Source organism: Sphingomonas sp. IC081 (assembly GCF_006874585.1).
GTDB lineage: Bacteria > Pseudomonadota > Alphaproteobacteria > Sphingomonadales > Sphingomonadaceae > Novosphingobium.
This window is the reverse complement of the sequence record NZ_CP029762.1, coordinates 797,607-809,730: the sequence shown is the minus strand read 5'-3', so window position 1 is coordinate 809,730 and position 12,124 is coordinate 797,607. Positions and strand designations below refer to the sequence as shown.

The window sequence follows — 12,124 nt, the reverse complement described above, 5'->3', positions numbered from 1 at the left end:
TCCTTCCCGCTTATCCGGTTAAGGGCATCGTTGGCGCGTCGCGTTGCTAGGCGGGGGAAAACCAGCCGAGGACAGCCGATGACCAGACCTGCCTACATTTGCGACGCGGTGCGCACTCCCATCGGCCGCTACGGCGGCGGGCTGGCGGCGATCCGTGCCGACGATCTGGGCGCGGTGCCGCTGCGCGCGCTGCTGGCGCGTAACCCCTCGCTCGATCCGGCGGCGGTGGAGGAAGTGTTCTACGGCTGCGCCAACCAGTCGGGCGAGGACAACCGCAATGTCGCGCGCATGAGCCTGCTGCTGGCAGGTTTGCCGCACACGGTGCCCGGCGTCACGCTCAACCGCCTTTGCGCATCGGGCCTCGAAGCGGTGGGCGCCGCCGCGCGGGCGGTGGCCTTGGGCGAGATGGAACTGGCCTTCGCGGGCGGGGTCGAGAGCATGACGCGCGCGCCCTTCGTCATGGGCAAGGCGGACAGCGCGTTCGGCCGCAGCCAGAAGATCGAGGATACGACGATGGGTTGGCGCTTCGTCAATCCGGCGCTCGATGCCGCCTATGGCACCGAGACGATGCCGCGCACCGGTGAGAACGTGGCGAAGGACCACGGCATTGCGCGCGAGGATCAGGACCGTTTCGCCCTGCGCAGTCAGGAACGCGCAGCGGCGGCGCAGGAAGCGGGCTTCTTTGCCGAAGAGATCGTCGTCACTCCGGTGCCGGGTCGCCGGAGCGGCGATATGGTCGAGGTTTCGGTGGACGAACATTTGCGGCGCGGCACCACGCTGGAGACGCTGGCGCGGCTGAAGCCGTTGTTCGAACCGGGCGGCACGGTCACGGCGGGCAATGCCTCCGGCATCAATGATGGGGCGGCGGCGCTGATTATCGCCAGCGAGGAGGCGGTGAAAGTGCATGGATTGACGCCGCGCGCGCGGATCCTCGGCATGGCGTCGGCCGGGGTCGAGCCGCGCGTGATGGGGATCGGGCCGGTTCCGGCAACGCGCAAGCTGATGACGCGGCTGGAGCTGGGCATCGGCGATTTCGATGCCATCGAACTCAACGAGGCGTTTGCCAGTCAGGCGCTGGCGGTGCTGCGCGAACTGGGGCTCCCCGACGATGCGCCGCATGTGAACGGCAATGGCGGGGCGATTGCGTTGGGCCATCCGCTCGGCATGTCGGGCGCGCGGCTGGCGCTGACGCTGGTGCATCAGCTTGAGCGCACGGGCGGACGCCGGGGGTTGGCGACGCTGTGCATCGGCGTGGGCATGGGACTGGCCCTCGCGGTCGAGCGGGTCTGAGGAGATCTGGGTCATGGCTTTCACCGATTTCCTCCGTCAGCAGTGCTACATCGACGGCCAGTGGTGCGATGCCGATAGCGCGGCGACGTTCGAAGTGACCGACCCCGGCAGCGGCGCGGTGCTGGGCACGGTGCCGAAGATGGGTGCGGACGAGACGGGCCGCGCCATCGAGGCTGCCGAGCGCGCGCTTCCCGCCTGGCGCGCCAAGACCGCGGGCGAACGCTCGAAACTGATGCGCAGGCTGTTCGACCTGATGATCCAGCATCAGGACGACCTCGGCGAACTGCTCACCCGCGAACAGGGCAAGCCGCTGGCCGAAGGGCGCGGCGAGATCGCCTATGGCGCCAGCTTCATCGAATGGTTCGCCGAAGAGGCCAAGCGCGCTTATGGCGACACCATCCCGGGCCATGCGGCAGACCGCCGCATCGTCGTCATCAAGCAGGGCGTCGGTGTCGTCGCCGCGATCACGCCCTGGAACTTCCCCAATGCGATGATCACCCGCAAGCTCGGCCCCGCGCTGGCGGCGGGCTGCACGATCGTCATCAAGCCCGCTTCGGCCACGCCTTATTCCGCGCTCGCCATCGCGCATCTGTGCGAACTGGCGGGCATTCCGGCGGGCGTCGTCAATGTCGTGACCGGCAGCGCCGGGCAGATCGGCTCGGCGCTGACGCAGAGCCCCAAGGTCGCCAAGCTGACCTTCACCGGCTCCACCGAGATCGGCCGCGACCTGCTGCGCGAATGCGCCGAGACGATCAAGAAGACCTCGATGGAACTGGGCGGCAACGCGCCGTTCCTGGTGTTCGACGATGCCGATGTCGATGCCGCGATCGACGGCGCGATGATCTCCAAGTTCCGCAACGGCGGCCAGACCTGCGTGTGCACCAACCGTTTCTACGTGCAGGACGGCGTCTACGACGCATTCGTCGAGAAGCTGGCCAAGCGCGTCTCGGCCATGAAAGTCGGCTACGGCATGGACGCGGGCACCGAAGTCGGCCCGCTGATCGACGAGAAGGCGGTCGAGAAGGTCGAGGAGCACCTTCAGGATGCCATCGCCGGAGGGGCCAAGGTACTGGCGGGCGGCCAGCGCAACGAACGCGGCGGTTCGTTCTTCAACCCCACCGTGGTGGCGGGCGTGAAGCCGGACATGAAGCTGGCGCGCGAGGAGACTTTCGGGCCGCTGGCGGGCGTGATCCGCTTCACCGACGAAGCCGATGCCATCCGCATGGCCAACGATACCGAGTTCGGCCTGGCGAGCTACTTCTACGCCCGCGACCTCAGCCGCGTCTGGCGGGTGGCCGAGGCGCTGGAGGCAGGCATGGTGGGCATCAACACCGGGCTGATCTCCACCGAAGTGGCGCCGTTCGGCGGGGTCAAGCAGTCCGGCCTCGGGCGTGAGGGTTCGCACTACGGCCTCGATGATTACATGGAGGTGAAGTACCTCTGCATGGGTATCAAGCCGGCTTGAACTTGACGGAAGCGGGACGTGCCGCCAGACGCGGGGCCGGCCTAGCGGAGATACGTGTCATGACCACCCACGCCCCCCTCTCGTTCCAGCCGCGCGAAGCGGTCGGTCCCGCCTATTCGCGCAGTGCGATCGCGGAGGCGCAGAGGCTGTCGTGGCAGGCGCTCGATCGCATCGCCGCGCTTGTCCGTCCGGGCATGACCGAGGCCGACGTACGCGTGGCGGGTGAGGCGATCCTCGCCGAAATGGGCATGGAGCGCACCTGGCATCCGCTGCTCGTCCGTTTTGGGGCCAATACGCTCAAGATATTCAGCGACCGCAGCGAGGGTGATGCGGTGCTTGGCGAAAACGACATCTTTTTCATCGACATGGGACCGGTATTCCTCGGGCATGAAGGTGACGTCGGGGCGACCTACACGGTGGGAAGCGACGCCGAGATGCAGGCCTGTGCCGAGGCTGTGCGCGTGCTGTTCGATCGTGTTCGGGCGATCTGGAACCATGGCGCGGTATCAGGCCGCGCGCTCTACGAACGCGCGGAAGAAGAAGCCCGTGCGATGGGCTGGGTGCTCAATATCGATATCAAGGGGCACCGGGTGAGCGACTATCCGCACTCGGTCCACAAGGGGGGCAACCTCGGTGATTTTGATGCCGTGCCCGGCAAGGGGCTGTGGATCCTCGAAATGCAGATCCGCCACCCGGAGCGTCCTTTCGGCGCGTTCTACGAGGACCTGCTTGCCTGAAAACGGCCGCTGGACGAAGCACTCGCTCCGACCAGGGGCAGGGTGGGTTCGTTCAGGCCGGCGGGATCGTCAACCGCCGACGCGGGACGGAGCCGGTGCACCGGCATCGGGGCGAGTGGCGGCATCCGTCACGTCCGCGGGGGCCTGCGAGGTCTTGGGCGGCGTGCCGAGTTGGGGGTACTTGATGCCGAGCTGGTCGAGGTAGCTCGGGTACTTGTCCTGCTTGTAGTAGTATTTTTCCATCTCGGGGCGCATGCGCTTCATCACTTCGGCGTTGAGCCAGATGGCGGGGGTATCACTGGCGGTGATCACTGGATCGTAGTGCTGGTCCTTGTTCTGGACGTCCTTGAAATAGGCCTTGGCGTCCGCCAGCAGCTGTGGCCGGGTCATCAGGTCGATTACCGTCATCGCCACCGCCTTGGCGCCCGCGACTGCGCCCTTGTGGGCGATCGGCGTCGCCATCGCCACCGCCGAGGTGAGGTTGTGGCCGATCATGTTGGGAATGTTCGAGGGGTAGCGCACGGTGATCGTGGGCACCGTCCACATGATGTCGCCGATGTCGTCCGAGCCGCCGCCGATCGAACGCGGGCGGTTTTCGGGGGTGGAGAGCGGATCGACGCTGTCGTGCAGCGGCTCCACCTTGCGTTCGAAGTTGACCTGCGCGGCCTTGGCGAAGGCCTGGTCGTCTGCCGTCCACTTGGGCATGCCGACGGCTTCGATATTGGCCTGCGCCGCCTCGGCCATCGGCTTGTTGCCGAAGTTGGGCGCGGCATAACCGAGGATCCGGTGCGTCACCGAAGTGCCGGTGGCCATCGCAGCCGCATCGGCGATGGTGTTGCCGGTATCATAGAGCGAGCGGACGGTATCGAAGGTGCGGTCGCGGAAGAAATACCAGACCTTGGCCTCGCCCGGCACGACGTTGGGCTGGCCGCCGCCTTCGGTGATGACGTAGTGCGAGCGCTGGGTCACCGGCAGATGTTCGCGGCGGAAATTCCAGGCCACGTCCATGAGTTCTACCCCGTCGAGCGCGCTGCGGCCGTCCCAGGGATCGCCGGCGGAATGCGCGGTCCGACCCTTGAAGGTGTATTCCACCGAGACCATGCCGTTCAAACCCATCTCGCCATAGGCCGTGCCGAACGAGGTGCCGACATGGGCGAAGATGTTGGCATCGACGTCCTTGAACAGCCCGGCACGCACGAAGTAGGCCTTGGAGGCGAGGTTCTCCTCGGCAATGCCAGGCCAGACCATGATGCGACCGGGGATGTGGTGCTTGATCATCACGTTCTTGGCGGCGATGGCTGCCGCGATCATCATCGGCATGCCCGAATTGTGGCCTTCGCCGTGGCCCGGGGCGCCTTCTACGATCGGCTTGGCGTAAGGCAGGCCGGGATATTGCGAGACGCCCAGCAAGTCGTCGATGTCACTGCCGAGCGCGATCGTCGGTCCGCCGGTGCCGCTGCCCCACGTGGCGGTGAAGGCGGTGGGAATGCCGGCGACACCTCGGGTCACCTTGAAGCCGTTTTTCTCGAGGATATCGGCGAGATAGGCGGAGCTCCTGAATTCCTGGAAGCCGGGCTCGGCAAAGCTGAACAGCGAATCCACACCCTGCTGGATCATCTTGGCATGGGCATCGACATCGGCGGCGGCTTCCTGCTTGAGCGCAGCGGCATCGGCGCTCTGGGCCGCGGCGGCGCCGGGAACCAAGCTTGTCAGCGTTGCGGCGGTGAGAGCCAGGGCGGCGAGATGGCGGGGTTTGCGCGTGAACTGGATCATGTCGTCGAACCTTGCATAAGTGGGGAAAGCGCGAAGGGGACGGCGGGGACCGAAGTCCCCGCCAGGGGGGATCACAGCGAGACGGAGATCGAGAGGCGGTAGGTCCGTCCGATCACGTCGTAGAGCGAGCGATTGGTCTGGGCGTAGGCGGGTACGTTGTTGCCGCTCGGGCCGTTGCCGATCAGTTCGGGCGCGCGGTTCAGCAGGTTGTTGACTACCACCGAGAGCGTGGCCTCGCGCCCGGCGCTGCGTAGCTTCACGCTGGCCGAGGTGTCGAAGTAGATCGCGCCGTTGATGTGGTTGTTGTTGATCGTGCGGTACTGCGTGGTCGAGGCCGGGCAGTTCGAGGTGCACTCGATATAGTCGTTGCCGTAGACCCCGTCGCTGAAGCCGCGGGTGACGAAGTTGAGTGTCACCGGATCGATGTCGTAGAAAGCGCTGATGCGATAGACCCAGCTGGGTGAGGAGTAGCTGCCCGAGAGGCTGCCGCCGTTGACACCGGCATAGTCGATCGGGAAGACGCCATTGTCGACCACGTTCGAGATGTAGTGGGTGAGATTGGCGGAAATGCTGAAGTTTCCGGGGATCTTCTCGGAGATGGCGGACATTGCGGTGCGATAGCTGGCGGCAACGTCGAAGCCCTTTTCCCGCTGGCTGGCGAAGTTGAACGGCTGGATGGTGATCGTGCTGAGGGCGCCGCCCGAATAGACGATGTTGGCGCAGTAGTCGGCCAGGCCAAGCTCGTAGCAGTTGTCGACCGTGTTCTGCGACGTGACCGAGCCGATAGCGTCGGTGATCTTGATGTCGTAATAGTCGAACGAGGCGGTGAAGCCTGGCAGGAAGCGGGGCGAGACAACCACGCCTGCGGTCCAGGTATTGGCCTTTTCGGGCTTGAGGTTGGGATTGCCGACAGTGTTCTCGATGAACTGCTGCGAGCCGGTCAGCGGCGCATTGTCGGGCAGGATCACGGTATTGGTGCGCGCGGTGCCGGCGGCGAAGAGTTCCTGCAGGTTGGGCGCGCGGATATCGTGGCTGTAGGTGCCGCGCAGCTTGATGTCGGGGATCGGCTGCCAGGTCGCGCCGATCTTGTAGGTGGTCACGCCGCCCGAGGTCGAATAGTCGGTATAGCGGCCGGCGGCGTCTATGTCGAAGCCGGTGAAGATCGGGACCGAGAGTTCGACGAAGCCTTCCTTGACGTTGTAGGACCCTTTGTTGACGAGATAGTTGCCGTAGAGCCATCCCGAGTTGAACTGCGATTCCACCGAGCCGTTGATCGATTCCTTGCGCCATTCGCCGCCGAAGGCCACTGCCACAGGGCCTGCGGGCATGTCGAACAGCTGGGTGTTGAAGCTGACTGCGCCGACATCCTGCTTGATCGTCTGGTCGCGCTGCGGCTGTGCGTCGCCGTAGATATAGGCGAGTGCCTCGGCCGAGGGACCGTCGGTTCCGAGCCGGTCGATCGGCACGCAGCCGTTGCCGGGATCGGTGATGGTCGAGCGGCAGACGATCTGGCCGTTGTAGAGCACCGCGTCCTGCGCCAGCGCCATGCGGGCGGTGTTCCAGGTGTTGATCAGCTCTTCGTGGGACTTGGTGATGCCGTGCTGGAAATAGGCATTGAAGGTCCAGTCACGGTTGAGCGCGTTGAAGGTGCCGTCGGCGCCGCCGACATAACGGTAGACCTCGCGGGTATTGTTGCTGCCCGGCACCGGGAAGCCGGCATTGCTGGTGCCGATGGTGATCGACGACAGGTTGTTCGCCGCCATCGCCGCGGCGACCTCAGGATATTGGGTCAGCAGATAGGCGTTGTCCGACTTGATCGAGACGCCGGTGCTGGGGGTCTGCTGATAGTAGCTGATGCCGTGGTAGCGATTGTAGGACACCTGGCCGAAGATCTCGATCGAATTCGTCACGTCGAACGAGGTACGGTTGAACACCGAGATCCGGCCTTCATCGGGAAGCAGCGAATTGGTGCCGACATGTCCGGCCAGCGTTACGTCGGTATCGCCGCCGATCATGTAGGGGCTGGAGGTGGAACTGTAGGTGCCGTAGTCGAGTTGCCCGGTCTGCCCCTCGCCCAGGAAATAGGTGCCCTTGAGCGCGCCGGAGGTGATCAGGCCGCCAGCCGTGTAGGTATAGGGGGCAAAGCCCGAACCGACGAGGCGTTCGGGCTCGCCGTTGGTGGCAGTGTAGTTCGGGTTGGTGATCTGGAAATAGGCGCTGTCGTTCCAGCTGCGCTTGATCGAGGTGACCGGATTCTGCTTGAAATAGCTGCCGTTGAGCAGGATGTGCAGCCGGTCGTCGAGCAGCGACAGGCCGGCGGTGGCGCCAAGCCGGTAGTTGAAACCATCGCCGTAGGTCGACAGGCCCTCGTCGGCGGTGACCTTGAGCCCGGTGAACTTCTTGTTGAGAATGAAGTTGATGACGCCGCCGACCGCATCCGAGCCATATTGCGCCGAAGCGCCGCCGGTCACCACTTCGACGCGCTCGACCAGGTCCTGCGGGATGGTGTTGACGTCGACCGTGCCGTTCACGCTCGAGGCGACCGAGCGCTGGCCGTCAAGCAGCACCAGCGTGCGGCCCGCGCCGAGGCCGCGCAAGTTGACCGAGGCGATGCCCGCGTTGCCGTTGGAAAGGCTGCCTGAACTGTTGGCTGAAGTGCTGCCGGCGGTGATGGCGGGAAGCTGGTTGACGAAGTCGGAGATGTTGGCCGGTTTCTGGGCGTTGATTTCCTGCGATCCCAGTACTGTCACCGGGGTCGGGGCGCTGTAGCCGTCGCGCACGATGCGGCTACCGGTGATGACGATATCGCCTGCGGGCACGGCGGCTTCATCGCCGCCGGTGGTCGTGGCGGTGGTCGTGGCGGTGTCCTGGGCGTGGGCCGCGGCGGCGCCTAGCGCCAGCGATGCGGCGCCGGCAAGCAGTGTCAGACGGACATGGGCAAGCGAGCGAGCCCGATGGAACCGCGCCCCGGAACGGTTCGCAGGATAGGCGGTCGTGCTGGAAAACATAATGGGCCCCCTCATAGGCAGTCTTCACGACGCTTCCGGGCACACCTTCTCCCCGTCGCGCAGCCGCCCCATTTCATGAGCAGGCTTCGCCACGAGCGCCTTGTCCGTTGTGGGCAGGGCGCCATTTCTGTTCTGTTATATGTTTACGCGACCCGAAGACGCTGGAGGGCGCTTCTGGCCATTATGTGCTACAGACTTGTTTAGTCGCTTATATAGGTTTGGTTATATTATCATTTAAAAAACGTCTAGCGGTGATCGAACATTTCATGTTGCCGGCAAAATGTATAACATAACTACGCTGAAGCATCCTTGCTCATTTTGCCGAATTGCGCAGCCGCAGCGCCGGAATCCATCACGATCATGCCGTCGCGCGCAGGATTTCGGCGCGCAGCGCGGGCAGGGCCTTGGGGTTTCAAACCGTCTCGATCGACCGATGGCGCTGTAGATTCGCCGCACCTGCGCCGGAGCCGAACAGCACCGGCGGTAGTGTCCGCTCCAGCACCTTGCGCATGACGAAGCTGCTACGGATCTTGGCGACATGGGGCAGGGTGGAGAGTTCGCGGCGGTAGACCTTGTCATAATCCTCGAACGAGCGGACGTGTACGAACATCAGGAAGTCCGTTTCCCCCGAAATGAAACTGCAATAGGACATCGATGGGCAGGCAACGACGGCCTGCTCGAATTCGTTGAGCACATGTTCGGCCTGGGAAGTCAGTTCGATCATGATGATGACGACCATATTGAGGTCGAGCGTGCCCATGTCGAGCTGCGCGTTGTAGCCCTTGATGACGCCGCGTTCCTCGAGGAGCTTGCGGCGGCGGGCCACGGCGGTGCTGGAAAGGTGCACGCGTTCGCCCAGTGCCACGTCCGACATGCGGCCGTCGTGGGACAGCTCCTGCAAGATGCGATAGTCGGTCCTTTCGATCTCTATCATCTTCGACTTTCCCCTGCTTTTGATCGATCTGCACATGAATCGATCAATACCCGTGTGAAAATTGCCGCACTTTGATGGGTTACGCATGCTTTGTTGTGATAGCTTGATCGCAGCGGCACGAAAGATTGTCGTACAGGGTCCGGATGGCGCAAGGTCGGGATTTTCGCCGTGAATTTCAGGGAGATATTACATGCCGTGTCGCACCTTGCGTCATTCTTCGCGCCGTTCGCGCGCCGCGATGCTTGCCTTCCCGCTGGGGTTGTTGCTGGGCGGGGCCGCGCTGCCCCTTGCCGCCATGGCGGCTCCGGTGACGGTGGCTTCGAGCGATGGCGCCTTGCTGCCGGTCAGCGTCGACAAGGAAAGCGGGCGCATCCTGCTCAAGCTGCCTGCGCCCGACAAGGACGGCGTGAGCGGGCGTTTCCTGTATGCCACGGCGCTCAAGGTAGGCCTCGGTTCTGCCCCGGTCCGGCTTGACCATGGCATGTTGGGAGATACGCAGTTGCTCGCCTTCCGGCGCTTCGGCAGGAAGATGGCAATCACTTACGAGAACCCGCGTTTCCGCGCGAGTGGTGCTGCCGAAATCGAAAAGGGCGCACGCGAGAGCTTTCCCTTCAGCACGGTGGGCATGGTTGATGTTGTCGCCGCCGATGCCGACGGCGCGGTGACGATCGACATCGCGCCGTTCCTCACCCATGACACGATGAACATCACGCGCGCGCTGGGCCAGGACGCCAAGGGCTGGAAGCTGGACGAGAGCCTGAGCGCCGCAGACCCTTCCGCCGTCAAGGTGTTTCCCGACAATATTGAACTGGAGGCGGTGCAGACCTATTCCAACGACAGTCCCGGCAAGGAAGTGGACAATATTGCCCCGGACGGCCGCAAGGTCAGCTTTGTCGTGCATCACTCGCTGGTGAGGCTGCCGGATGCCGGCTTCACCGTGCGCCGGTTTGACATCCGTTCCGGCTCGCACGGTACCCAGGTTTACGATTTCGGCACCCCGCTTGGCGAGGATGTGCAGTATCAGCTCGCGAACCACTTTCGCCTCGACAAGCTCGGTCCCGCCGCGCCGCGTTCCAGGGTGCGCAAGCCGATCGTCTTTTATATCGACCGAGCGGCCCCCGAGCCGATCCGGACCGCGCTGGCCGAAGGGGTGGCGTGGTGGAACCAGGCCTTCGATGCGGCAGGCTACATCGATGCCTTCCAGGTCAGGATCCTGCCGCCCGATGCCGATCCAGCAGGCCGGGATGCGCTATATGACCGATATCGACGGGCGGAGCGCCGACCTCGGGGTGCCGGGCGACAGCATGTGGACGGATGGCGCGGACGAAGCCCCGGACCTCCAGCACATCATGGAAGTGCGCCGCATCGCCATGAACAATTTCGGCCCGGCGGTCCTGCGTCCGGGCGAGGCGCTGTCCGACTTGCGGCGCAAATTCGTCCCGATGTGGCTGCTCCATCGCTACGAGATCGACGCTGTCGGCAAGCTGGTGGGCGGCGTGAACTATACATATGCGGTGGCCGGAGACGGCAGCGCGTTACCCACGCCTGCGGCGGCGGACAAGCAGGAAGCCGCGCTTTCGGCGCTGCTGGCGACGCTATCCGAAAAGGAACTGACCGTACCGGCGCGGCTGCTGCCCCTGCTGTCCTACGGCGTCAACGGGCGCGGGGATGCGCAGTTCGATACCGAAGTGCTCGATACGGCCGGGGCTTCCGCGTTCGATCCGCTGGTGGCGGCCGACGTCGCCGCGCAAGTCACGCTGGATTCGCTGCTCGCGCCGGCGCGGCTGACCCGCGTCTATCTCCAGCACCAGGACGAAGCATCGCTGCTGGGCGTTGATGAACTGGTCGACAAGCTGATTGCGGCCACGCTCGACGGGCGCAGCTCGGCGGTCGGGCGGCGGATCGCCTATCGTACGCTGGTTTCGATCGCCCGGGCCGCGCACGACAAGGACATGCCCGGCGACATTGCCGCGATTCTCACTGACAAGCTTCACGAGCAAGCGCGCGGCCTCGCGAAAGTGAGCGGCAGCGGCGAGGATGCTCGCTGGGCACGGGGAACGGCGCAGATGCTCGAGGACAAGGACGCGCTTGCCCGCGCCATCGCCCCCGGCGCGGCTCCGGCGATCCCGCCCGGCATGCCAATCTGATCGCTGGCCGTGGAAGCTGCCGGTCGCGGACAGGACCGGCGGCTTCCGGCCTTGCCGGTGTTCGGGAGCGGGCAGACATTCCCGCCCATCCACGCTACGCTGGCCGAGATGACCAAGCCAGTACCCTCGCCCTCGATCAACAGGACAGAACGCCCCCTGACCGTGGGCATTTTGCTGTTCCGGGACGTGGAGGTGCTCGATTTCGCGGGGCCTTACGAGGTCTTTTCGGTCGCAGCGCGGATTGCTCCGAGCCGGCCAGGGCAGGAGCACGGGCCTTTCTCAGTCGTCACCATCGCGCAGACGGCGGCGCCGGTGTCCGCGCGTCACGGGCTGAAGGTCATGCCGGATCATGCCTTCCACGATGCGCCGCGATGCGACGTGGTGATTGTGCCTGGCGGGATCGTCGACGAACCGCTGGCCAATCCCGTCACGCTGGACTGGCTGCGCCGGACTGCTGGCCAGGCGGCCCTGACCGCCTCGGTCTGCACCGGGGCTTTCATTCTCGCGAGGATCGGACTTCTTGATGGGCGGGAGGCGACGACCCACTGGGAAGACATCCCGGAAATGCGGCGGATGTTCCCCGCCGTCCGGGTGGCCGAGGGCGTGAGCTTTGTCGATCAGGGCGCCATCGTCACCTCGGCGGGGATCTCCGCCGGGATCGACATGAGCCTGCATCTTGTCGCCCGTTTTGCGGGGCCGGACCTTGCGCGCAAGACGGCCCGGCAGATGCAGTATGAACCTGCCCGGTGATGAGCTCCCCCCCCCCCCCC

Annotated in this window: 8 protein-coding genes and 1 pseudogene; 6 read left to right on the top strand and 3 right to left on the bottom strand. The window is 64.8% G+C overall.

Going from position 1 to position 12,124, the window contains the following annotated elements:
• The first annotated feature begins 78 nt into the window (after positions 1–78).
• From pcaF to DM450_RS21690, 3 genes are read left to right on the top strand one after another with little or no spacing between them, the layout of a single operon-like run.
• Positions 79–1,290: a 3-oxoadipyl-CoA thiolase gene (gene pcaF, locus DM450_RS21700; RefSeq protein ID WP_142639040.1), complete on the top strand. Its 1,212-nt coding sequence runs from the start codon at positions 79–81 to the stop codon at positions 1,288–1,290.
• Between the two features lie 13 nt (positions 1,291–1,303).
• Positions 1,304–2,755 (top strand): NAD-dependent succinate-semialdehyde dehydrogenase, encoded by a 1,452-nt coding sequence (locus tag DM450_RS21695; RefSeq protein WP_142639038.1) that lies wholly within the window; start codon positions 1,304–1,306, stop codon positions 2,753–2,755.
• 59 nt (positions 2,756–2,814) lie between these two features.
• The gene (locus tag DM450_RS21690; RefSeq protein WP_142639036.1) at positions 2,815–3,492 is read left to right on the top strand and encodes a M24 family metallopeptidase; all 678 of its coding nucleotides are present in this window, start codon (positions 2,815–2,817) and stop codon (positions 3,490–3,492) included.
• 69 nt (positions 3,493–3,561) lie between these two features.
• Here DM450_RS21690 and DM450_RS21685 read toward each other — a convergent pair whose 3' ends face one another.
• The 3 genes from DM450_RS21685 to DM450_RS21675 all read right to left on the bottom strand — a co-directional run bounded on the left by DM450_RS21685 (position 3,562) and on the right by DM450_RS21675 (position 9,207).
• Positions 3,562–5,265 carry an amidohydrolase gene (locus tag DM450_RS21685; protein WP_142639034.1) on the bottom strand — a complete coding sequence of 568 codons (1,704 nt, stop codon included), beginning with the start codon at positions 5,263–5,265 and terminating at the stop codon, positions 3,562–3,564.
• A gap of 71 nt (positions 5,266–5,336) precedes the next feature.
• Positions 5,337–8,273, bottom strand: coding sequence for a TonB-dependent receptor plug domain-containing protein (locus DM450_RS21680; RefSeq protein WP_142639032.1), 2,937 nt, complete (start codon positions 8,271–8,273; stop codon positions 5,337–5,339).
• Between the two features lie 412 nt (positions 8,274–8,685).
• Positions 8,686–9,207 (bottom strand): Lrp/AsnC family transcriptional regulator, encoded by a 522-nt coding sequence (locus DM450_RS21675; protein ID WP_242526487.1) that lies wholly within the window; start codon positions 9,205–9,207, stop codon positions 8,686–8,688.
• Positions 9,208–9,397: 190 nt separating this feature from the next.
• Between DM450_RS21675 and DM450_RS26495 the strand changes: the two are divergent.
• From DM450_RS26495 to DM450_RS21665, 3 genes and pseudogenes are all read left to right on the top strand, one after another.
• Positions 9,398–10,195 (top strand): annotated as a pseudogene (locus DM450_RS26495) (DUF5117 domain-containing protein); the annotation flags it as partial.
• A 235-nt stretch (positions 10,196–10,430) separates the two neighbouring features.
• Positions 10,431–11,354: a zinc-dependent metalloprotease gene (locus DM450_RS26375; protein ID WP_260610492.1), complete on the top strand. Its 924-nt coding sequence runs from the start codon at positions 10,431–10,433 to the stop codon at positions 11,352–11,354.
• Between the two features lie 9 nt (positions 11,355–11,363).
• The gene (locus DM450_RS21665) at positions 11,364–12,104 is read left to right on the top strand and encodes a DJ-1/PfpI family protein (protein ID WP_207080508.1); all 741 of its coding nucleotides are present in this window, start codon (positions 11,364–11,366) and stop codon (positions 12,102–12,104) included.
• Positions 12,105–12,124 lie beyond the last annotated feature (20 nt).

Excerpts from the sequence above, each read along its gene's own strand:
- DM450_RS21675 (WP_242526487.1), bottom strand. The coding sequence starts at position 9,207 with ATGATAGAGATCGAAAGGACCGACTATCGCATCTTGCAGGAGCTGTCC.
- pcaF (WP_142639040.1), top strand. The coding sequence starts at position 79 with ATGACCAGACCTGCCTACATTTGCGACGCGGTGCGCACTCCCATCGGC.
- DM450_RS26375 (WP_260610492.1), top strand. The coding sequence starts at position 10,431 with ATGCCGATCCAGCAGGCCGGGATGCGCTATATGACCGATATCGACGGG.
- DM450_RS21680 (WP_142639032.1), bottom strand. The coding sequence starts at position 8,273 with ATGTTTTCCAGCACGACCGCCTATCCTGCGAACCGTTCCGGGGCGCGG.
- DM450_RS21690 (WP_142639036.1), top strand. The coding sequence starts at position 2,815 with ATGACCACCCACGCCCCCCTCTCGTTCCAGCCGCGCGAAGCGGTCGGT.
- DM450_RS21685 (WP_142639034.1), bottom strand. The coding sequence starts at position 5,265 with ATGATCCAGTTCACGCGCAAACCCCGCCATCTCGCCGCCCTGGCTCTC.
- DM450_RS21695 (WP_142639038.1), top strand. The coding sequence starts at position 1,304 with ATGGCTTTCACCGATTTCCTCCGTCAGCAGTGCTACATCGACGGCCAG.